General features: G+C 73.3%; 18 protein-coding genes. 8 read left to right on the forward strand and 10 right to left on the reverse strand.

Features of this window, described 5'->3' with window-relative positions; translation table 11 throughout:
- Nucleotides 1–34: 34 nt before the first annotated feature.
- Both ACIQVI_RS23640 and ACIQVI_RS23645 read right to left on the reverse strand, forming a co-directional pair.
- The gene (locus ACIQVI_RS23640) at nucleotides 35–418 is read right to left on the reverse strand and encodes a hypothetical protein (protein WP_403599061.1); all 384 of its coding nucleotides are present in this window, start codon (nucleotides 416–418) and stop codon (nucleotides 35–37) included.
- Between the two features lie 595 nt (nucleotides 419–1,013).
- Complete coding sequence (locus ACIQVI_RS23645) at nucleotides 1,014–2,651, reverse strand: protein kinase (protein ID WP_403599064.1); 1,638 nt, start codon at nucleotides 2,649–2,651, stop codon at nucleotides 1,014–1,016.
- 264 nt (nucleotides 2,652–2,915) lie between these two features.
- Between ACIQVI_RS23645 and ACIQVI_RS23650 the strand changes: the two genes are divergently transcribed.
- Nucleotides 2,916–4,547 (forward strand): protein kinase, encoded by a 1,632-nt coding sequence (locus ACIQVI_RS23650; protein WP_403599067.1) that lies wholly within the window; start codon nucleotides 2,916–2,918, stop codon nucleotides 4,545–4,547.
- Between the two features lie 81 nt (nucleotides 4,548–4,628).
- Here ACIQVI_RS23650 and ACIQVI_RS23655 read toward each other — a convergent pair whose 3' ends face one another.
- The 3 genes from ACIQVI_RS23655 to ACIQVI_RS23665 all read right to left on the reverse strand — a co-directional run bounded on the left by ACIQVI_RS23655 (nucleotide 4,629) and on the right by ACIQVI_RS23665 (nucleotide 7,022).
- Nucleotides 4,629–5,642 carry a phosphotransferase gene (locus ACIQVI_RS23655; RefSeq protein WP_403599778.1) on the reverse strand — a complete coding sequence of 338 codons (1,014 nt, stop codon included), beginning with the start codon at nucleotides 5,640–5,642 and terminating at the stop codon, nucleotides 4,629–4,631.
- Nucleotides 5,643–5,789: 147 nt separating this feature from the next.
- Nucleotides 5,790–6,242, reverse strand: coding sequence for a pyridoxamine 5'-phosphate oxidase family protein (locus tag ACIQVI_RS23660; RefSeq protein WP_403599070.1), 453 nt, complete (start codon nucleotides 6,240–6,242; stop codon nucleotides 5,790–5,792).
- Between the two features lie 120 nt (nucleotides 6,243–6,362).
- On the reverse strand, nucleotides 6,363–7,022 hold the full coding sequence (locus ACIQVI_RS23665; protein WP_351968834.1) for a response regulator transcription factor: 660 nt from the start codon (nucleotides 7,020–7,022) through the stop codon (nucleotides 6,363–6,365).
- Nucleotides 7,023–7,364: 342 nt separating this feature from the next.
- Here ACIQVI_RS23665 and pdhA point away from each other — a divergent pair, with 342 nt between their 5' ends.
- The 3 genes from pdhA to ACIQVI_RS23680 are packed head-to-tail and all read left to right on the forward strand — an operon-like array spanning nucleotide 7,365 to nucleotide 10,964.
- Nucleotides 7,365–8,558: a pyruvate dehydrogenase (acetyl-transferring) E1 component subunit alpha gene (pdhA, locus tag ACIQVI_RS23670; RefSeq protein ID WP_351968835.1), complete on the forward strand. Its 1,194-nt coding sequence runs from the start codon at nucleotides 7,365–7,367 to the stop codon at nucleotides 8,556–8,558.
- 2 nt (nucleotides 8,559–8,560) lie between these two features.
- The gene (locus tag ACIQVI_RS23675; protein ID WP_403599076.1) at nucleotides 8,561–9,541 is read left to right on the forward strand and encodes an alpha-ketoacid dehydrogenase subunit beta; all 981 of its coding nucleotides are present in this window, start codon (nucleotides 8,561–8,563) and stop codon (nucleotides 9,539–9,541) included.
- A 31-nt stretch (nucleotides 9,542–9,572) separates the two neighbouring features.
- Entirely contained in the window at nucleotides 9,573–10,964 is a 1,392-nt protein-coding gene (locus ACIQVI_RS23680; RefSeq protein WP_403599781.1) for a dihydrolipoamide acetyltransferase family protein, read from the forward strand.
- Nucleotides 10,965–11,097: 133 nt separating this feature from the next.
- On the opposite strand, the gene ACIQVI_RS23685 is transcribed toward ACIQVI_RS23680, so the two are convergent.
- Entirely contained in the window at nucleotides 11,098–12,285 is a 1,188-nt protein-coding gene (locus ACIQVI_RS23685; RefSeq protein WP_403599078.1) for a teichoic acid biosynthesis protein C, read from the reverse strand.
- A 141-nt stretch (nucleotides 12,286–12,426) separates the two neighbouring features.
- Between ACIQVI_RS23685 and ACIQVI_RS23690 the strand changes: the two genes are divergently transcribed.
- Both ACIQVI_RS23690 and ACIQVI_RS23695 read left to right on the forward strand, forming a co-directional pair.
- Nucleotides 12,427–13,068 carry a GntR family transcriptional regulator gene (locus ACIQVI_RS23690; protein ID WP_403599081.1) on the forward strand — a complete coding sequence of 214 codons (642 nt, stop codon included), beginning with the start codon at nucleotides 12,427–12,429 and terminating at the stop codon, nucleotides 13,066–13,068.
- Nucleotides 13,065–14,381: a nitrate/nitrite transporter gene (locus tag ACIQVI_RS23695; protein WP_403599084.1), complete on the forward strand. Its 1,317-nt coding sequence runs from the start codon at nucleotides 13,065–13,067 to the stop codon at nucleotides 14,379–14,381. The genes ACIQVI_RS23690 and ACIQVI_RS23695 overlap by 4 nt, the downstream gene beginning before the upstream one ends.
- Nucleotides 14,382–14,388: 7 nt before the next feature.
- On the opposite strand, the gene ACIQVI_RS23700 is transcribed toward ACIQVI_RS23695, so the two are convergent.
- Nucleotides 14,389–15,216: a maleylpyruvate isomerase family mycothiol-dependent enzyme gene (locus ACIQVI_RS23700; protein ID WP_351968840.1), complete on the reverse strand. Its 828-nt coding sequence runs from the start codon at nucleotides 15,214–15,216 to the stop codon at nucleotides 14,389–14,391.
- Between the two features lie 155 nt (nucleotides 15,217–15,371).
- Between ACIQVI_RS23700 and ACIQVI_RS23705 the strand changes: the two genes are divergently transcribed.
- A complete protein-coding gene (locus tag ACIQVI_RS23705; protein WP_403599087.1) occupies nucleotides 15,372–16,169 on the forward strand; it encodes a carbon-nitrogen family hydrolase in 798 nt (265 codons plus the stop codon).
- Between the two features lie 42 nt (nucleotides 16,170–16,211).
- On the opposite strand, the gene ACIQVI_RS23710 is transcribed toward ACIQVI_RS23705, so the two are convergent.
- Nucleotides 16,212–17,744 carry a PLP-dependent aminotransferase family protein gene (locus ACIQVI_RS23710; protein ID WP_403599090.1) on the reverse strand — a complete coding sequence of 511 codons (1,533 nt, stop codon included), beginning with the start codon at nucleotides 17,742–17,744 and terminating at the stop codon, nucleotides 16,212–16,214.
- 63 nt (nucleotides 17,745–17,807) lie between these two features.
- On the opposite strand from ACIQVI_RS23710, the gene ACIQVI_RS23715 reads away from it, so the two are divergent.
- Complete coding sequence (locus ACIQVI_RS23715) at nucleotides 17,808–19,103, forward strand: trans-sulfuration enzyme family protein (protein ID WP_403599093.1); 1,296 nt, start codon at nucleotides 17,808–17,810, stop codon at nucleotides 19,101–19,103.
- Nucleotides 19,104–19,110: 7 nt separating this feature from the next.
- Here ACIQVI_RS23715 and ACIQVI_RS23720 read toward each other — a convergent pair whose 3' ends face one another.
- Together ACIQVI_RS23720 and ACIQVI_RS23725 are read right to left on the reverse strand one after the other, a co-directional pair.
- Entirely contained in the window at nucleotides 19,111–19,596 is a 486-nt protein-coding gene (locus ACIQVI_RS23720) for an LURP-one-related/scramblase family protein (protein WP_121832264.1), read from the reverse strand.
- 31 nt (nucleotides 19,597–19,627) lie between these two features.
- Nucleotides 19,628–20,377 (reverse strand): hypothetical protein, encoded by a 750-nt coding sequence (locus tag ACIQVI_RS23725; RefSeq protein ID WP_403599096.1) that lies wholly within the window; start codon nucleotides 20,375–20,377, stop codon nucleotides 19,628–19,630.
- Between the last annotated feature and the right edge of the window lie 749 nt (nucleotides 20,378–21,126).

Consider the following 21,126-nt stretch of genomic DNA (forward strand, 5'->3'; position numbering starts at 1 on the left):
CCACTCAAGGGGGACCCCGGCCCTCCGCGCCGGTTCAGCGGCGGCGCATCCGGAGCCCCAGGAAGCCGATTCCGAGCCCCACCAGGGCGAGGCCCACGCCCAGGGTCAGCACGGGAACCCGCTGGTGGGCGAGGTCGGGAGCGGCCTCGCCGTCCGCCCGGGGCGCGACGGCGGGCAGGCTGGCGGGCGCGGCCTCGGGCGGCAGGGCATCCTCCTCGGGTACGGCTCCGATCCCCTCCTCCTCGTCCTCCCACGGGTCCGTTTCCGTAGCGGTTTCGGTACGGGAGGAGCTTTCCGAGGGGGGCGGGGCGGTCTCGGTGCGGCCGGGCCGGAGCCGGCCCTCGGCGGCGGGCCGGCCCGCGAGGGAGGGGGACGCCTCGGGCGCGGGGGCGCCGGAGGGCCCGGTGGACTGCGCCACCGGGGAGGCCGCGCCGGAACCGGCGGGAGCGGGTGCGGGAGCCGGTGCGGGTGCCGGCGGAACGGCGCCCCCGGTCCGCCCCGGCGCGACGGAGACGGGAGCGGGACCGGACGCGGGATCCGACGCGGAAGCGGAGACCGGGGCGGACGGCGGGGCGGTCGCGGAAGGCGGACCCGAAGGGGGCGCGGAGGACGTGGAAGGAGCCGGGGGCGCCGCCGGGGTGGTGCTGGGGGACGAGGTCACCGGGGCCGTGGCGCTCGCCGTGGCGGCGGGAGGCTCCGCCGCGTGTGCGAGGGGCGCGGCGCACAGGGCACAGGCGCAGAGGAACGCGCAGGTGAGCGCGGGGCGCAGGGCTCGCGCCCGTGCCCTGCGGAGTACTGGAGTCACCGGGTGACCCCCTCCCGTACCGAGCCGCCGAGGTGTTCGACTCAGCGTCACATGCCGGGACGAAACCGGCATCCGGTAGGCCGCCGGTAGACGACCGACAGGCCTCCGGAGGAGGGGGAAGAGGAGGGGGAACTGGAGAGCGCCGGTATCTACTCGCCCACCGCTCTACCGTCCCACCGCTCTACCGCCCACCCCTCTACTGCGGCCTCTACTGCGGCGGATTGCCCGTCGAGACCTGGAGCGTGAACTCCGCGTCCTTGGCGGTGATGTCCGTACCGGACGGCGGGTACTGCTCCAGGACCGTCCCGTCGCCGTACGTGGACTCGTCCACCGGGGTCTGGACCTTGATCTTCCAGCCGGCGGCCTGGACGCAGTCCTTCACCGACTGGATGTTCCGGTACTTGAAGTTGGGCACCTCGAACTTCTCGGGGTCGCTGCTCGACTCCCTCGGCTGGGTGCACTTCTTCGCGTCGATGGTCTTGGACAGGTCGGGGCCCTTGTAGCCCGGCGCCGCCGACTGGGTCTGCTGGGTGCCGGTGCCTCCGGTGCCGCCGGCCTGCGGGTCCTTCGGGTCGTCCTTGTCGAGGTTGAGCGCCACGACCAGGCCGCCGATCGCGAGCACGGCGACCGCGATCGCGCCCACGAGGACCGGGGTGTTCCGCCGGGAGCCGCCGCCCGCCGGGGCGGGCACGTGCTGCGCCTGGGTGTACGGAGCCGGCGTCGGGGCCTGGGCGTACGGCGCGGGCGTCGGGGCCTGCTGCGGGTAGCCGTACGTCGGGGCGGGCGCCGGGGTCACGGGGCCGTACGGGCCCGGCTGCGGCGTCGGCGCCATGTACTGCTGCACGCCGTGCGGCCCGGAGTGCGGACCGGGCGGCGGGGTCTGGCCGACCGGCGGGAAGACGGCGGAGCCGACGCCCGAGCCGCTGCTGACCGGACCGCCCGCGACGATCACGGGGGCGCCGGTCTGCCCGGCCGACAGGACCCGCAGGCACTCGTCGCGCATGGCCGCCGCGCTCGGGAACCGCTCGTTCGGGTTCTTCCGCAGCGCGCGGGCGACGAGCGCGTCCATCGCCGGCGTCACCGAGCGGTTGACGGAGGACGGGGCGACCGGCTCCTCCTGCACGTGCGCGTACGCGATGGCGAGCGGGGAGTCGGCGTCGAAGGGAAGACGGCCGGTGAGGAGCTGGAAGAGCATGATGCCGACCGAGTAGAGGTCGGAGCGGGCGTCCACCGCGCGGCCGAGGGCCTGCTCGGGGGAGAGGTACTGCGGGGTGCCGACGACCATGCCGGTCTGCGTCATCGAGGTGACCCCCGACTGCATGGCCCGCGCGATGCCGAAGTCCATGACCTTGACCACGCCGCGCTTGGTCGTCATCACGTTGCCCGGCTTGATGTCGCGGTGGACCAGGCCCATCTCGTGGCTGACCTCGAGGGCGGCGAGCACGTCGGCCGTGACCTTCAGCGCCTTGTCGGCCGGCATCGCGCCGTACTGCCGCACGTCGGAGGCGAGGACCGCGCCGAGCGGCTGCCCCTCCACGTACTCCATGACGATGTAGGGCATGACGGCGCCGTCGAGGGTGTCCTCGCCGGTGTCGAAGACCGAGACGATGTTGGTGTGGGAGAGCTTCGCGACGGCCTGCGCCTCGCGCCGGAACCGCTCGCGGAAGGACTGCTCCCGGCCCAGCTCCGTGTGCAGCGTCTTGATGGCGACCTGCCGGTCGAGGGCGGTGTCGTACGCCAGGTACACCGACGCCATGCCGCCCTCGCCGAGAAGATCGCGCAGCTGGTACCGGCCGCCCGCGACCGAACCGCCCGCGTAGCGGCCCTGTGCGCCGTCCTGGCTCATCTGTGCTTCCCCCTACGCGCGCGTGGCGGCGTCGTTCCCGGATTTTCCCGGCCAAGTCTGCCCCAGGGCGGTGACACGTCAAGCCGAGTGCCCGTTACGTGACCCTCCGCACAGGAAGCGTTTCCGAACCGGTGCGGTAATGCGTCGAATTTGCACAGGTGTACGTGAACGGGATTGGATGGCCGGTCCATCTCGGACCGTGATGTCGTACGGAGCCTGTAGCGTGACGACTGGACACGGCACGACAGACGACGGCGAGGACTGATGGCACCCGAATCCGGAGCAGGCGGCGGCGTGCCCGACTCGTCGGCGGAGTCCTGGGGCGTCGGCGGAGTCGTCGGCGACGGGCGCTACCGCCTGACGCACCGTCTGGGACGCGGCGGCATGGCCGAGGTGTTCGCGGCGGAGGACGTGCGGCTCGGCCGCACCGTGGCGGTCAAGCTGCTGCGCGCCGACCTCGCCGAGGACCCGGTCTCCAAGGCCCGCTTCACGCGCGAGGCGCAGTCCGTCGCCGGTCTCAACCACCACGCGATCGTCGCCGTGTACGACTCCGGCGAGGACCTGGTGGCCGGCCGCCCCGTGCCGTACATCGTGATGGAGCTGGTCGAGGGCCGCACCATCCGCGACCTGCTGCTGAGCGCCGAGGCGCCCGGTCCCGAGCAGGCCCTGATCATCGTCTCCGGGGTCCTGGAGGCGCTGGCCTACTCGCACCAGCACGGCATCGTGCACCGCGACATCAAGCCGGCGAACGTGATCATCACCCACAGCGGTGCGGTGAAGGTCATGGACTTCGGCATCGCCCGCGCCCTGCACGGCGCGCAGTCGACGATGACCCAGACCGGCATGGTCATGGGCACGCCGCAGTACCTCTCCCCCGAGCAGGCGCTCGGCAAGGCCGTCGACCACCGCTCCGACCTGTACGCGACGGGCTGCCTCCTCTACGAGCTCCTCTCGCTGCGTCCCCCGTTCACCGGCGAGACGCCGCTGTCCGTCGTCTACCAGCACGTCCAGGACGTGCCGGTCCCGCCGTCCGACGTGACCGGGTCCGTGCCCCCGGAGCTGGACGGCCTGGTGATGCGCTCGCTCGCGAAGGACCCGGACGACCGGTTCCAGAGCGCCGAGGAGATGCGCGGGCTCATCCAGTACGCCCTCCAGATGCTCCAGCAGCAGGGCGGCTACACCGGCACGTGGAACACCGGTCCGATCGAGGTGCACGACGGCGGGCGCACCCCGGCCGGCGGCGTGGCCGCGACGACCGCGATGGGCCACCCGATGCACGGCGAGACCGCGCAGGGCCCGATCCTGCCGCCGGTGAACCCCGACGACGGCGGGTTCGGCGGCTACGACGGCGGTACGGGCGGCAGCGGCGGCTACGGCCAGGGCGGCTCGTACGGATCGGGCGGCGGCGGTGGCGGCCGGGGCAAGGTGTGGCTGTTCGCCGCGCTCGCGCTGGTCGCGGTGGTCGCCGGAGTCGCGTTCGCCCTCAGCAAGGCGGGCGGGAACGGCGGCGGCACCACGGAGGACAAGACGCCGACCGTCAGCACCTCGCCCTCGGTGACGGCCTCGGAGGAGCCCCCGCCCTCGGAGCAGCCCACCCAGGACCAGACGCAGGACCCGGGCACGTCCAACGGCGGGTCGACCCAGCAGCCGTGGACCGAGCAGCCGACGCGGCAGCCGGACTGGCCCACGGGCACGCCGACCACCGAGACGCCGACCGAGCCGACCACCACGCCGCCGGTCGAGCCCACGGGCACGCCCACGAAGACGAGCGAGCCGACGACCCGTCCCACGACGCCGCCGGTCACCGAGCCGACCGGCGACCCCTCCGGGGGCGTCGACGGCGGCGGCGACGGCGACCCGGGCACCCAGCCGCCGGCCACCGGCGAGACCGGCTGACACGGGGCTCCACCGACACGGAGACCGCCCTCTGGCACGGAGACCCCCTGACACGGGGGCTCCGCCGGGCGCGCCCCGCGGTCACCCCGCGAAGGCCTCCCGGACCGCCTCGTACTCGCGGGTCCACCAGACCGCCAGGGCCGACACCGCGGGGAACTGCGCGTCGGCCCTCCGGTCGTGCAGCTGGTAGCGCCAGCGCAGGGTCCAGAAGTCGTTGAGCCGCTCCCACCACACCCGGTGCGCCGCCGCCGCCAGCTCGGCGCCGTCGGCGCCCGTCGCCCGCCGGTACGCGCGCGCGTAGGCCCGTACCTTCCCCAGGGCCAGCTCGCCCCCCGGCCGTACGAAGAAGATGGCGGCGGCCCGGACCGCCTCCTCGGCCCTCGGGCGGAGGCCGAGCCGGTCCCAGTCGACGATCGCGGCGGGCTCCGCGCCCCGGTAGAGCAGGTTCAGCGGGTGGAAGTCGCCGTGCACCCAGCCGGCGGCCGAGGCGGCCGGGGGCCGGTGGTGGGCGTGCCGGGCGAGCAGGCCGCGGCGCTCCCTGAGCCGGTGCTCGGCGAGCGCGTCGAAGCTGTCGCGGGGGCGGTGCGCGCGGACGAGGCGGATCAGCTCGTCGATGGCCCGGAAGGTGTCCTGGGGGTCCGCGCTCGCGCACGCGTCCGCGTCCGCCCCGGCGGGACCGCCGAGACCGCCGAGACCGCCGGCCTCCGGGTCGTCCATCACCCGGTCGAGCGCGGTGTGGACCTGCCCGAGGAGGGTGCCGAGGCGGCGGCAGCCGCCGGTGGAGAGCTGGCCGCCGTCCCGGTGCCGGCCCTCGACCCAGGGGTGCAGGGCGTAGCAGTGGCCGCCGACGACGGCGACCGTGCGGCCCCGGGCGTCGGCGAGCGGCGGGGCGACGGGCAGGCCCAGGGCGTGCAGGCGGTGGGTGGCCCGGTGCTGGCGGGCGACGGTGGCCCGGTCGGCGGTGGCGGCGTCCAGGTGCTGCTTGAGGAAGTAGGTGCCGCGGGTGGTGGTGAGCCGGAAGCCGCGGTTGAGCAGCCCCTCGGTGACCGGCACGCAGTCCAGCGCCTCCCCGGCGTGCCGGTGCCGCCGCAGCAGCGCGTCGACGGGCGGGGCGCCGACGGGCGGGGCGCCGACGGGCCGGGCGCCGCCCGGGCGGAGAGCGGCGGGCCGGGGGCGTGCGGGCGGTGCGCCGGTCGGCGGGGTGAGGGTTTCAGATGAGCGCGGCACCCGCCAGATGTTAGATCACGCTACGTGGTGAAGGTGTCGCCGTACGGAACGGGCCGCGGGCCGCGGGCTCCGCGTCTCGCTCGGGTAGTCGAGCGCGTGCACCGTCACGAACTGGGGTTCGATCCGCATGTAGACGGGGACGAAGGGCTCGCCGTCCACCAGCTCCGGCTCGGGACCGAAGGCCGCGCGCTCCTCCCCGGTCGGCTCGACGACCCGTGCGGTGCCGCTGAACTGCACGGACCAGATGCGCTCGGCCCCCGAGTCGAAGTTGTCCGCGCCGTACGCGACGACGCTGCCGTTGCAGGCGCGGTGGTAGCCGAGCCCCTCGTGCATCCGCAGCAGCACCCGGCCGTCGACCACGACGTGGCGGGCCGGAGCGACGAAGGGCATCGCCCTCATGCTCGTCGCCACCCGGCCGTACGACACGCGGTTCAGCAGCTCGATGGCGCGGATCTCGTCGGTGGACATGCCTTCCACTCTCCGTCACCACCGCGCGTCCGAAAAGGGACCCCCGCCCCCTCGCGGGGGGACGTAGGTCCTGTCCGGCGGACCGGGGCCGGGTGGACCCCGGGTCCCGGAGCGGACCGGTCAGCGCTTCTCGGCCTGCATCCGCGCCACGTACGCCGCGGCCTGCGAGCGCCGCTCCATGCCCAGCTTCGACAGCAGACTGGAGACGTAGTTCTTGATGGTCTTCTCCGCGAGGTGGAGCCGCTCGCCGATGGCCCGGTTGGTCAGGCCCTCGCCGATCAGGTCCAGGATCCTGCGCTCCTGATCCGTCAGATGGGCGAGCTTGTCGTCACCCTTGGGGGCGTTCCCGTCGCGCAGCCGCTCCAGGACCCGGGCGGTCGCCACCGGGTCGAGCAGCGACTTGCCGGCCGCCACGTCCCGCACCGCGTTCAGCAGTTCGTTCCCCCGGATGGCCTTGAGGACGTAGCCCGAGGCCCCGGCCATGATCGCGTCGAAGAGGGCCTCGTCGTCCGCGAAGGAGGTCAGCATCAGGCACTTGATGTCCTCGTTCTGCGAGCGGATCTCCCGGCACACCTCGACCCCGCTGCCGTCCGGCAGCCGGACGTCGAGCACCGCGACGTCCGGACGGGTCGCGGGGATCCTGACCAGCGCGTCCGCCGCCGTTCCGGCCTCGCCGACGACCTCGATGTCCGCCTCCACGGAGAGCAGCTCGTGGACGCCGCGCCGGACGACTTCGTGGTCGTCCAGCAGGAATACCGTGATTTTTCCTTCTTCGCGCACGCTGTCAGTCTCACATATTGGCTCTTCCCGCGCCCGGGGTGCGCGGGATAACGTGCCGCTTGTTCCGGCGGCCCTCCAGGCCGTTGCCGACGCGCTGACCAGCCGCTGTTCCCCCTTTTCTCGATTTACTTGGAAATCCAAGCAAAATCGCAGGTCAAGAGGGGTTTCGCGGGAATGCCGCGCTGTGGGTAACGTGCCTATGACAGGGCGCTCGCCGGGGCACTTGTCACGCCCGACCCCGGCCGCGTCGCACCCACCCCGTGCGAAGGGTACGGACAAGGCGGAGAGCCGCACTGGCCTCACCGGCGAACCCGGGGGCCGGACCGACGGAGGAGCACGCACGTGACCGTGGAGAGCACTGCCGCGCGCAAGACGACGCGACGCAGCAGCGGCACCAAGCGCACCGCAAGCGCGAGCCCGAGCACCACCAAGAAGACGAGCACGCGCGCCGCGGCGGGAGCGACGGAGCCCGAGCTCGTCCAGCTCCTGACGCCCGAAGGGGAGCGCGTCCAGCATCCCGACTACGACATCGACCTGAGCGCCGAGGAACTGCGCGGCCTCTACCGGGACATGGTCCTCACCCGTCGCTTCGACTCCGAGGCCACCTCCCTCCAGCGCCAGGGCGAGCTGGGCCTGTGGGCCTCGCTCCTCGGCCAGGAGGCCGCCCAGATCGGTTCGGGCCGCGCCCTGCGCGACGACGACTACGTCTTCCCGACCTACCGCGAGCACGGCGTCGCCTGGTGCCGCGGGGTCGACCCGACGAACCTCCTCGGAATGTTCCGCGGCGTGAACAACGGCGGCTGGGACCCGAACAGCAACAATTTCCACCTGTACACGATCGTCCTCGGCTCGCAGACCCTGCACGCCACCGGTTATGCCATGGGCATCACCAAGGACGGCGCGGACTCCGCCGTGATCGCCTACTTCGGCGACGGCGCCTCCAGCCAGGGCGACGTCAACGAGTCGTTCGTCTTCTCCGCGGTCTACAACGCCCCGGTCGTCTTCTTCTGCCAGAACAACCAGTGGGCCATTTCCGAGCCCATCGAGAAGCAGACCCGCGTCCCGCTCTACCAGCGCGCCCAGGGCTTCGGCTTCCCCGGCGTCCGGGTCGACGGCAACGACGTCCTGGCCTGCCTCGCGGTCACCCGCTCCGCCCTGGAGCGCGCCCGCCGGGGCGAGGGCCCGACGCTCATCGAGGCGTTCACCTACCGGATGGCCGCCCACACCACCTCCGACGACCCGACCCGCTACCGCCGCGACGCGGAGCGCGAGGCGTGGGAGGCCAAGGACCCGATCCTGCGCCTCAAGGCGTACCTGGAGAACGAGGGCCACGCCGACGCGGCCTTCTTCGAGGAGCTGGAGGCGGAGAGCGAGACCCTGGGCAAGCACGTCCGCGAGGTCGTCCGCGCCATGCCCGTACCGGAGCACATGGCGATGTTCGACAACGTGTACGCGGACGGGCACGCGCTCGTCGACGAGGAACGCGCGCAGTTCGCCGCCTACCAGGCGTCCTTCGCGAACGGAGAGGCCGAGTAACCATGGCTGTTCAGAAGCTCCCCCTCGCGAAGGCGCTCAACGAGTCGCTGCGCACGGCCCTGGAGACCGACCCCAAGGTCGTCGTCATGGGCCTGGACGTCGGCAAGCTCGGCGGCGTCTTCCGGATCACCGACGGACTGCAGAAGGACTTCGGCGAGGACCGGGTCGTCGACACCCCGCTCGCCGAGTCCGGCATCGTCGGCACCGCGATCGGCCTCGCCCTGCGCGGCTACCGGCCGGTCGTGGAGATCCAGTTCGACGGCTTCGTCTTCCCCGCGTACGACCAGATCGTCACGCAGCTCGCGAAGATGCGGGCCCGCTCGCTCGGCGCGGTCAAGGTGCCGGTCGTCATCCGCATCCCGTACGGCGGCGGCATCGGCGCCGTCGAGCACCACTCCGAGTCCCCCGAGTCGCTCTTCGCGCACGTCGCGGGCCTCAAGGTCGTCACCCCCGCGACCCCCTCGGACGCCTACTGGATGCTCCAGCAGGCGATCCAGAGCGACGACCCGGTCGTCTTCTTCGAGCCCAAGCGCCGCTACTGGGACAAGGGCGAGGTCGACACCGAGGCCATCCCCGGCGAGCTGCACAAGGCCCGGGTCGCCCGCGAGGGCACGGACCTCACCCTCGTCGCCTACGGCCCGATGGTGAAGACCTGTCTGGAGGCGGCCGCGGCCGCCGCCGAGGAGGGCCGGTCGATCGAGGTCGTGGACCTGCGCTCGATCTCCCCGATCGACTTCGACACCGTCCAGGCCTCGGTCGAGAAGACCCGCCGCCTGGTCGTCGTCCACGAGGCCCCGGTCTTCTTCGGCTCCGGCGCGGAGATCGCCGCCCGGATCACCGAGCGCTGCTTCTACCACCTGGAGGCCCCCGTCCTGCGGGTCGGCGGCTACCACGCGCCGTACCCGCCGGCGCGCCTGGAGGAGGAGTACCTGCCGGGTCTCGACCGCGTGCTCGACGCCGTCGACCGCTCGCTGGCGTACTGAGGAGAGCACCGTGACGATCCGCGAATTCAAGATGCCCGACGTGGGCGAGGGCCTCACCGAGGCCGAGATCCTCAAGTGGTACGTCCAGCCGGGCGACACCGTCACCGACGGACAGGTCGTGTGCGAGGTCGAGACGGCCAAGGCGGCCGTCGAGCTGCCGATCCCGTTCGACGGCACGGTCCACGAGCTGTGCTTCCCCGAGGGGACGACGGTCGACGTCGGCCAGGTCATCATCTCGGTGAACGTCGGCGGCGGCGCGCCCCCCGCCCCGGCGGCCCCGGTCACCGAGTCCGTCGCGGCCCAGGCCGTGCCGGAAGAGCCGGTGGCGGAGGAGGGCGAGCCGCAGGGCCGCCAGCCGGTCCTCGTCGGCTACGGCGTGGCCGCCAGCTCCACCAAGCGCCGCCCCCGCAAGGCGGCCGGAGACGCGGCCCCGGCCGCTCCCGCACCGCAGGCGCCCGTCGTCGTCTCCGTACCGGAGCAGCTCAACGGGCACGCGGCGGGGGCCGGACGGCCGCTGGCCAAGCCGCCGGTCCGGAAGCTCGCCAAGGACCTCGGCGTCGACCTGGCGACGGTCGTCCCGACCGGCCCGGACGGCATCATCACCCGTGAGGACGTCCACGCGGCCGCCGCCCCGGCGCCCGCACCGGCCGTCGAGACCCCGGCTCCGGCCCCGGCGCCCGCCGCGGCCCCGGCCGCCGCGCCCGCGGCGGAGACGTCCGGCGCCCGGGAGACCCGCGTCCCCATCAAGGGCGTACGGAAGGCCACGGCGGCGGCGATGGTCGGTTCGGCCTTCACCGCCCCGCACGTCACCGAGTTCGTGACCTTCGACATCACGCGCACGATGAAGCTGGTCGAGGAGCTGAAGTCCGACAAGGACATGGCGGGCCTGCGGGTCAACCCGCTGCTCCTCATCGCCAAGGCGATCCTGGTCGCGATCCGGCGCAACCCGGAGATCAACGCGGCCTGGGACGAGGCGGCCCAGGAGATCGTCCTCAAGCACTACGTGAACCTGGGCATCGCCGCGGCCACCCCGCGCGGTCTGATCGTGCCGAACATCAAGGACGCGCACGCCCAGACCCTGCCCGAGCTCTCGAAGTCCCTGAGCGAGCTGGTCGCCACGGCCCGCGAGGGGAAGACCACCCCGGCGGCCATGCAGGGCGGCACCTTCACCATCACCAACGTCGGCGTCTTCGGCGTCGACACCGGTACGCCCATCCTGAATCCCGGCGAGTCCGCGATCCTCGCGGTCGGCGCGATCAAGCTCCAGCCGTGGGTCCACAAGGGCAAGGTGAAGCCGCGTCAGGTCACCACCCTGGCCCTCTCCTTCGACCACCGCCTGGTCGACGGCGAACTCGGCTCCAAGTTCCTGGCGGACGTCGCCGCGATCCTGGAGCAGCCGAAGCGGTTGATCACCTGGGCGTGACGCCCGAGTCGCCATGTTTCACGTGAAACGCCCGACCGTGGTCCTTCACGGTCGGGCGTTCTGCGTCCGGTGCGCGAGGACGTGTTCCCGCCCCGCACTCCCACACGTCTTCCAACGCGGAATCCCGGGCGTCCTACGAGGGCTGGATGAGCAGGGACTTTCCGTAGATGCTCGCCACGCGTGAGCCCGGATCTCCCGAGGCGAAGCCCATGCCGATGCTGAACACACCGGGCTTGGAGAGGTCCGGGACGTAGACCCCGAGACCTTCGGGCTCGCGATAGTCCAGCGTGTACGCGGCTGTGGTGTGGAGGGGGTTGACGTTCTTGTCGAAGGGGGACGGCGGGGCGGGGGCGAAGGTGCCCGTGGTGAGGTCCACCGAGGTGAGGAACGTGTTTCCGACGCCGGGCTTGGAGATCACCACGTCCTGGCCGTCGATGTTCTCGACGGAACCGTAGCTGTTGCCGTGGTACAGGTAGAGGTACCGGCCGACGACGACGTAGCCCTGGAGATAGGGGTGGCCGTACGTGGTGAGGGGCCATCCGGGGACCGAGGTGATCTTCGGCTCGCTGATGCTCGCGAGCGGCTGGGTCCAGATGCCGAGGCGTGCCAGGTCGAGGTCGTGCACCTGGAACTTCATCACGCCGTCCGTATCGCGGTAGCGGACGGCGAGCCGGCCGTAGACCGGGTCGACGCTGGCGGTGTTGATCGTGGAACCGGGGACCGGCGTGTACTTGGCGAGCGTGGGCGAGGTGGTGTCGAGCACCTGGCCGTTGACGAAGGGGAAACGGGCCAGGCGGGTGCCGCGGTTGGACGGCTTGCCCGAGACGTCGACCACCTCGACGCCGTCGGCTTCGACCCACAGATAGGCCTTGCCGCCGACCGGCTCGACGCCGATGCTCATGCCGTGCCCGAAGCCGCGCAGGTACATGGAGCCGAGGGTGTTCCCGGACATGTCCCACTTGGTGAGAGTCAGGTCGCCGCGCCGATTGCGGTCGGCGCTGCTCACCGGGGCGCTCTCACCCGTGAGCTTCAGGCCTCCCTGCGTCACCTGCGCCAAGTAGATGTGACCGTTGGCGTTGTCGTAGCCGATCGACTGGATGATGGTGGAATCGCGGGTGGGCTTCTCGCGTATCCAGTTCTCCGAGGGGCTGTTCAGGTCGAGCCGGGGGGAAGGCACCAGCAGCGCGGAGCCCGATGCGGGATAGGTGGCGGCCGAGGCCGTTCCGGTGCCGAGGGACACGGTCGCGGCGGTCAGCGCACCGGCGCCGCTCCACGCGAGCAGGGAGCGGCGACTGGGGCGGGAGGGATCTTCGTGGGTCATGGCCTCAGTGAAGCGAAGGGCGCCACCATGATCAATGCCGTGGCCGGGTCCGTGTGCGCGGAGACGGCCGGAGCGGGCCCGTTCGATTCCGCATCATGGACGGGGATGTCCTTGCACCCTTCTTGTATCTATGCTGTGTCCATGTCTTCAGCTCCCCCCGCCGCCGACCGCGTCTACATGCACGTCAAGCAGGCCGTACTCGAACGGCGCTACGCGGGAGGCACCCTCCTGACCGAGGGGGAACTCGCCACGGCCGTGGGGGTGTCGCGGACTCCCGTCCGCGAGGCGCTGCTCAAGTTGGAGATGGAAGGGCTGCTCAAGCTCTATCCGAAGAAGGGCGCCCTCGTCCTCGCCGTCTCCGCGCAGGAGATCGCCGACGTCGTCGAGACCCGGCTCCTCGTCGAGGAGTTCGCCGTCCGCCGGGCCGTGCCCGCCCCCGCCGCGCTGATCGCCCGCCTCGAAGAGCTCCTGGAGGAGCAGAAGCGGCGGGCCGGGGCCGGGGACCTCGCGGAGGTCGCCGTCACCGACCGCTGCTTCCACGCCGAGATCGTCCAGCACGCCGGCAACCAGATCCTCGCCCGGCTCTACGACCAGCTCCGCGACCGCCAGTTGCGCATGGGCGTCGCCGTGATGCAGTCCCAGCCCGACCGCGTCGCCAAGAACATCACCGAGCACGCCGAGATCCTCGACCGCATCAAGGCCGGCGACGCCGAGGGCGCCGCGCACTGCGTCCGCCAGCACCTCAGCTGGGTCAAGGTCCTGGTCCGGGGGGAGGACCGGTGAGCAACCGCAACGGATACGGCTCCGCCGTCACCCTCCCCGGAGACCCGCCCGGCGGCCGCCGCGCCGCCCTCGTCTGGGGCGTCGGCGTCGCCGTCTACTTCGTCGCCGTCATCTTCCGCACCTCGCTCGGCGTCGCCGGACTCGACGCCGCCGAACGCTTCGACGTCAACGCCTCCGCGCTCTCCACCTTCTCCATCCTGCAACTGCTCGTCTACGCCGGGATGCAGATACCCGTCGGCCTCATGGTCGACCGGCTCGGCACCAAGAAGGTCCTGGTCCTCGGCGTCGTCCTCTTCACCGTCGGCCAGCTCGGCTTCGCGCTCTCCCCGTCGTACGGCACGGCCCTCGCCTCCCGCGCGCTCCTCGGCTGCGGCGACGCCATGACCTTCATCAGCGTCCTGCGGCTCGGCAGCCGCTGGTTCCCCGCCCGGCGCGGCCCGCTCATCGGCCAGGTCGCCGCCCTCTTCGGCATGGCCGGGAACCTGGTCTCCACCGTCTTCATCGCCCGCGCCCTGCACGGCCTCGGCTGGACCGCCACCTTCGTCGGCAGCTCCTTCGCCGGCGTCCTCGTCCTCGTCCTGCTGCTGCTCTTCCTCAAGGACCACCCCGAGGGGTACGAGCCCCAGCCCGCCGCCCACGCGGGCGCCGCCTACGTCCGCCGCCAGATCGCCGAGTCCTGGCGCGAGCCCGGCACCCGGCTCGGCATGTGGGTGCACTTCACCACCCAGTTCCCGGCCATGGTCTTCCTGCTCCTGTGGGGACTGCCCTACCTGGTCGAGGCACAGGGCCTCTCGCGGTCCACCGCCGGGACGCTGCTCACCCTGGTCGTGCTCTCGAACATGGTCGTCGGCCTCGCGTACGGGCAGATCATCGCCCGCCACCACGCGGCCCGCGCCCCGCTCGCCCTCGGCACGGTCGCGGCCACCGCCCTGCTGTGGGCGTCCACCCTCGCGTACCCCGGCGACCGCGCCCCGATGTGGCTGCTCGTCACCCTCTGCCTGGTCCTCGGCGCCTGCGGACCGGCCTCGATGATCGGCTTCGACTTCGCCCGCCCGGCGAACCCGCCGGAGCGTCAGGGAACCGCCTCCGGAATCGTCAACATGGGCGGTTTCGTCGCCTCGATGACGACACTGCTCGCCGTCGGCGTGCTGCTCGACGCGACCGGGGACGACTACCGGATCGCGTTCTCCTCGGTCTTCGTCCTCGAAGCCCTCGGCATCGTGCAGATCCTCCGCCTCAAGGCCCGCACCCACCGCCGGGAACGGGAACGGCTCGTCGCCAGCCGCGTCGAGGCCGTGCACGTACCCGTGTAGCGCGTGGTTACCGCGGCGTCACCGCGAAGTTGTCCAGGATCGCCCACGCCAGCCGCTCGTCGCCCTCCACCTTGATCAGGTCGGCCGCGTCGGCCGCCCGGACCCGGCCGCAGGCCAGCCGCACGTACGTCTCCCAGTCCGTCGCGAGCGTCACCGCCGGGCCGAGCGAGGGCGCGCCGTCGATCGACCCGCGCCCCTCCGCGTCCACCCGCACCGTCCGCAGGAACTCCACCGGACCGGTCACGTCGAACACCACCGCCGAGGACGCCGGCGCGCCCGCGTCCTTGGCGACCACCTTCGGCAGCGCCTCCAGGAGCACGTCCCGGACCACGTGCGCCCCGGGCGAGTCCAGGTTCCCCGGCACCCCGAGCGCCGTCCGCAGGTCCTGCTCGTGCACCCACACGTCGAAGGCCCGCATCCGGTAGGCCACTTCCAGGGTCTGCTCGGCGCCCAGCGGGGCGCGGATCAGGTGGTCGGGGGAGCGGTTCTCGTTGCGGAGCTGACGGGCCCGGCGGATCAGGATGTACTCCAGCTCCGACGTCATCTCCGGTGCCGTGTGGTGCCGCCGCACATCGACCTGGACCTCCATGTAGCGCGCGAAGTCACTGCGCACGTGGTAGAGATCGCGCGGCAGCGAGTGGATCGGCCGGGGGTCGCCGAGCATCTCCGTCTCCATGCCGATGACGTGGGACACGACGTCCCGCACCGACCAGCCCGGGCAGGGGGTCCGCCGGTTCCACTCGCCCTCCACGAGCGGCTGCACCAGCTCGGCTATCGCCTCGATGGAGTGGGTCCAGGCGTCGGCGTGGTTCTGGAGGCTGGGATGGACGGTCACGGGACCCCTCGGCGGTTCTTCGGTGCGCGGGCTGAAAACACGACTGGGTGGGAGGCTCGGACGCTAAGTTACGCTGCCCGAAGGCACCCCGGCAGTGCTTTCGTGTGACGATCGTAGGCCGGTGTTGACGGCTCGAATGCCAGGACGGTGGTAGTGTGCGCGCCTCGCTGATCCAGATCGCGGTAGACCCGGACGAACCGGTCGACGCCCGTCGCGCCCGCGCGGCCCGCCTCGTACGGGCGGAATCCGGCCGCGCCGACCTCGTCGTCCTCCCCGAACTGTGGACCGTCGGCGCCTTCGCGTCCGACCTCTTCGCCGCCGAGTCCGAGCCGCTGAACGGCCCCACGCACCGGGCGATGGCCGAGGCCGCCCGGGACGCCGGGGTCTGGCTGCACGCCGGCTCCTTCGTCGAGGCGTCGGCCGGCGACCTCTACAACACCTCGCTCGTCCTCTCCCCCGACGGCGAACTCGCCGCCTCCTACCGGAAGATCCACCGCTTCGGCTTCGACCAGGGCGAGGCGGTGCTCATGGCCGCCGGGGAGGACCTGGTCACCGTCGACCTGCCGCACCTCACCGTCGGCGTCGGCACCTGCTACGACCTGCGCTTCCCCGAACTGTTCCGCGGTCTGGTCGACGCGGGCGCCCAGGCCTTCGTCGTCCCGGCCGGCTGGCCCGCCCGCCGCCGCGCCCACTGGACCCTCCTGGCCCGGGCCCGCGCGGTCGAGAACCAGGCGTACGTGCTGGCCTGCGGCACCGCGGGCACCCACGCGGGCATCGAGCAGGCCGGGCACTCGATCGTCGTCGACCCCTGGGGCGAGACCCTCGCGGAGGCCGGCCCCGGCGAGGAGGTCCTGCGCGTCGAGCTCGACCCCGGCCGGGTCGCCACGACCCGCGAGGAGTTCCCGGCCCTCAAGGACCGGGTCCTGGGAGTGGCGGCGCCCAAGCGGCGCTAGAGGGTGCCGGACCACCCCCGGGCCTTGGGCGGCTCCCGCCGGTCACAGGGTGATCGCGTGCAGGGCCGCCCGTTCCGGTTCCGGGCCCGGGGTGTACTCGGCCCAGGCCGCCGCCAGTCGCCGCACCGCCTCCGTCAGCACCTCCGGGGCCGCCAGGAAGTGCAGCCGCAGGTGGCGGACGCTGCCGCCGAGGGCGTCGGCGGTGGCGCCGGGGAGGACGGCGACCCCGTGCCGGAGGGCCAGCTGCGCGAAGGAGACGCCGTCGCCGCGGGGGAGCCGCACCCACAGGGTCTGGCCGCCCGCCGCCGGGGCGCAGGACCAGGACGGCAGCAGCCGGGCCAGCTCGGCCCGCAGATGGTCGTGGCCCGCCCGGACGGCCCGCGTCCGGGCCGCGAGGACCGGCCCGAAGCCGTCCAGGAGCCGGACCGCCGCCAGCTGGGCCGGGACGTCGCTGCCCAGGTCGTGCAGGGCCTTCAGACGGGCGAGGCGGGCGATCAGCGGGGCCGGTCCGCGCACCCAGCCGATGCGCAGCCCGCCCCACACCACCTTGCTGAGCGAACCGACCGCGACCACCTCCCCGTACGCCGACAGCGGGGTCCACGGCCCGTCCCCGTCGAAGGCCAGGTCGGCGAGGACCTCGTCGTCGACGAGCGGCACCCCGAGCGCGTTCGCCGCCTCGACGAGCCGGCGCCCGGCGAGCGGCGGGAGCACGGTCCCGGTCGGGTTCTGGAAGCGGGCCACCACATAGGCCAGGGCCGGGCGGTGACGCTCCATCACCCGTACCGCCTCCGCCACGTCGACCCCGTCCGGGCCCACCGCCACCGGCAGCGGCACGGCCGCCGCCTCCCGGAACAGGTCGAGCGCCCCCGGGTACGTCGGCGCCTCCACCAGGACCCCGTCGCCGGGCGCGAGCAGCAGCCGGGCGAGCAGCGCGAGCCCCTGCTGGGCGCCGGTGGTGACCAGGACCTGCTCGGGTCCGGTCGGCACGCCCCGCGCCGCGTACCGCGCGGCGACCGCCTCCCGCAGCGCCCCGAGCCCGGCCGGGTGGTAGCCGAGGTCACCGACGGGCAGTTCGAGGGAGCGGTACGCCTCCGCCAGCGCGTCCGGCGCCCGGTCCGGGGCCGCGCAGCTCAGCAGGATCACGTCGTCCGGGGCCTCCAGGAGGTGCAGGAAGAGCGGGTTCGAGGTCTCCCGCACCCGTGGAGCCCCCGTGCCGGAACCCGTCCCTGAATCCGTACGCGCTCCCGTGCCCGCCGACCGGAGCCGCTTCGCCACGAGCGCGGCCGGAGCCACCCGCGTACCGCTGCCCTGCCTCCGTACGAGCCGCCCCTCCTGCCGCAGCGTGTCGTAGGCGGCGACCACCGTCGTACGGCCCACGGCCAGGGCCGTCGCGAAGCGCCGGTCCGGCGGCAGGAGCGCGCCCGGCGGCAGCGCCCCCTCGTCGATCAGCCGCCGCAGCCGGGCGGCGAGCAGGAGGTACAGCGGCCCGCGCCCGGCGGACCAGCGCCCGAGCCGGGCGACCAGGACGTCGACGGGAGGGGGAGGGGAAAGGGGAAGGGAATCGATTGGCTCCATCGCCGGACCAATCTGCCGGGATTGGACCTGGGAAGGCAAGCGGCTCCTTCCCAGACTGGGTCCATGAGCCACCCCGCGACCCACCCCGACACCCCTGACCTCGCACACGCCAGGCCCACGACCCACCCCGAGTCCCGTCCCGAGCCCGAGTACCACCCCGATACCCGTCCGGGGGTCAGGCCCGCGACCCTCGCCGTCCACCCGCCCCACGTCGAGGTCACCGGCAGCAGGCCCCTCGGCGTCCCCCTCCACCAGGGGCACGTCTTCGCCTTCGAATCGGCCGACGCGCTCGCCGAGGGCTTCACCTCCCCCGACGCCTTCCTCTACGCCCGCCTCGGCAACCCCACCGTCCGCACCCTGGAGGACGCCGTCGCCCGCCTCGAAGGCGGCGCCTCCGGACTCTCCTTCGCCTCCGGCATGGGCGCCGTCAACGCCGTCCTCCTCGCCCTCCTCGGCTCCGGCGCCCACGTCGTCGCCCAGACCTGCCTGTACGGCGGCACGTACGCGGTGCTCACCGACCTCGCCGCCCGCTGGGGCGTCGACGTCACGTACGTCTCCGGCGCGGACCCGGAGGAGGTGCGGGCCGCCCTGCGCCCCGAGACCCGCCTCCTCTACCTGGAGACCATCGCCAACCCCACCACCCGCGTCTCCGACCTGCCCGCCCTCGCCGCCGTCGCCGCCGGGGCCGGGGTCCCGGTCGCCGTCGACAACACCTTCGCCTCCCCGCTGCTCTGCCGCCCCCTCGACCACGGCGCCGACGTCGTGATCCACTCCGCCACCAAGTACCTCGCCGGGCACGCGGACGTCCTCGGCGGGATCGCCGTCTTCAAGGACCGCGAGCTGTACGGGCGGGTCCGCCGCCACGCCGTCGAACAGGGCGCCTCCACCGACCCGTTCGCCGCCTGGCTCACCCTGCGCGGCATCCAGACCCTCCCCCTGCGGATGGAGCGCCAGTGCGCGAGCGCCGCCGAGCTCGCGGCCCGGCTCGCCGCGCACCCGGCGGTCGCCGCCGTCCGCCACCCGTCCCTCGCGGACCACCCGGACCGGGAGGTCGCCGCGCGCCTGCTGCCCGCCGGGGGCGGCGGGGTCGTCTCGGTCGACCTCGCGGGCGGCCGGGACGCGGGCCGCGCCTTCGTCGAGGCGGTCCGGCTCGCCTCGCTCAGCGTCTCCCTGGGCGACGTGAAGACGCTGGTGATGCACCCGGCCTCCACCTCGCACCACCAGCTCGACGCGGCGGCCCTCGCGGCGGCGGGCATCGGCGCCGGCACGGTCCGGATCTCGGTCGGCATCGAGGACGTCGAGGACCTGTGGGCGGATCTGGCCCAGGCCCTGGACCGGGCGCTGGAGGAATCCTCCTGACGCGGGGTCAGTCCTCCCGCTCCGCCATCCGGATCACGCACACCGCCACCGCGACCATCAGGGCGGCGTCGGCGTCCTCCCGGACCACGTTCACCGCGTACGTGTCGCGGACGCGGAACCACTGCCGGGAGACGTGGACCAGCAGCTCGCCCTCGTACTCGACGGTGAACTCCCGGTCCAGGATCCGGCCGCTGACGTCCAGCTCCGTGCCCTCGACCAGCGTCACCCGGTAGTGGTTGCGCAGCAGCGAGAGCCGCTTGCGGCGGACGGTCGCCAGCGGCCGCTCGTCCCGCTCGATCGTCATCGCGTCCCGCAGGCTGAACATCTTCTGCCGCAGGGTGATCAGGACCCGCCCGTCGGGGTCCTTCAGCTCCAGGGTGTCGCGCAGCCGCATGGCCTTGCCGTCGGCGAGGAAGGCGTGGCGGCCGTCCTCGTCCTCGATCCAGTAGTCGTCGCCGATCGCGAAGATCTTGTCCCGTACGAGATATTTCACCCGGTTACTCCTGCCCGGTCGGCGCCGCTTCTCACCCGAAGTACCGGGTGAACGCGTCCGGACTCGCCCCGAGCATCTCCCCGAACGGCGAGTCGAGCTGATGGATCAGCAGCACGGTGAAGGCGATGAACCCGGACAGGCCCATCACCATCACCACGTGGGTCGTGCTCCGCTTGATCCCGAAGAGGAACATGAACGCGAGCGTCAGCACGCCCCCGATCAGCAGCCCCGTCCACAGCACAGGCGAGAGCCGCTCCTGCGCCGCCGCCTCCCGGCCGCGCCGCGCGTCGTCCACGTAACCGAGCTGGGCCAGCACCTCCTGGGCCGCGATCTGCTCGGACACCCGGTCGGAGCGGGTCACCTCGCCCGCCCGCCGCAGCTGGTCGAGCAGCGTCCAGCCCGAGGCGTCGAGCGGCTCGCGGCCGACCATCGCGGGCCACTCGACGTCCACGACGTGGCTCGCGTACGTCCGGGCCGCTTCGCGCACCGGCTGCCGCTGGGCGAGCGGGAGGGCGTCCGCGAGCAGGTACGTCTGGTGCAGGGCGCTGGCCTCGGCCTGGACGTGGTCGGCGGCGGCGGACCGCGTCTCCCAGACGGAGACCAGGCAGAGGCCGAGGACGACGGCGTAGAGGACCGACACCATCATGGCGATGTACTCGGCCACGTCCTCGCGCGGCTCCTCGTCCTCCCCGACCGGGAAGAGCCGGGTCTTGGCGAACACGGAGAGGGCGGCGACGAGCGCGACCCCGAGGACGACGACGAAGGTTTCGAGCAGGGCCACGGTCACTTCCTCCTACTGCCGAGGAGCGCGGCGGCGACGGCCGCCGGGATCAGGAGCAACAGCAACGTCGTGGCCACCCCGAACTCCGCCGCCTCCCGGCCCCGCCGCCGCACCCGCCCGAGGAACCCCTCGTCGTCGACCCCGGCGGCGTGCCGGAGACCGGGGGGAGGGGCGGGGGGCACGGCTCCGGGGGACACGGAGGACGGCGGTACGGCTCCGGGCGGCACGGCCCCCGGGGGTACGGCCCCTGGGAGTACGGCTCCGGGGGCGGCGCCCGCGCCGGGAGCGGCGGGGCCGGTTGGGGCGGCGGGGCCGGCGGGCGGCCCGGCAGCTCCCGCACCTGTACCCGTTCCTGTTCCTGCTCCCGCACCCGCCTCTGCGAGAGCACCCGGAGCCCCTGGAGCCCCCGGGCCCCCGGAAGCCGCCCCGCCTGCCCCCGGAACCCCCGCCCCCGGAGCCCCCGGCACAGACGCCCCCGCAGCAGGAACCCCCGGCGCCGGAGTCCTCGGCGCAGGCGCCACCGGCGCCTCCCGCACCACGAAGACGGCCGAGGCCCCCGCCGTGAGCACCGGGGCCGTGACCCGCTCGCCCCCGGACCCGAGCGTGGTCGCCCGGTCGCTCCCGGAGGCGCGGCCGGTGCTCCGGTAGGTCCCCGGGCGGAGCCGTACGGTCGCCCGGCAGAAGGCGGAGGTGTCCGGGGCGAGGACGGCCACGGTCCCGCCCCGCCCCCCGCAGTCGGGCGCGCCGGG

The organism is Streptomyces sp. NPDC098101 (genome assembly GCF_044760185.1).
In the GTDB taxonomy this organism is placed as follows: Bacteria; Actinomycetota; Actinomycetes; order Streptomycetales; family Streptomycetaceae; genus Streptomyces.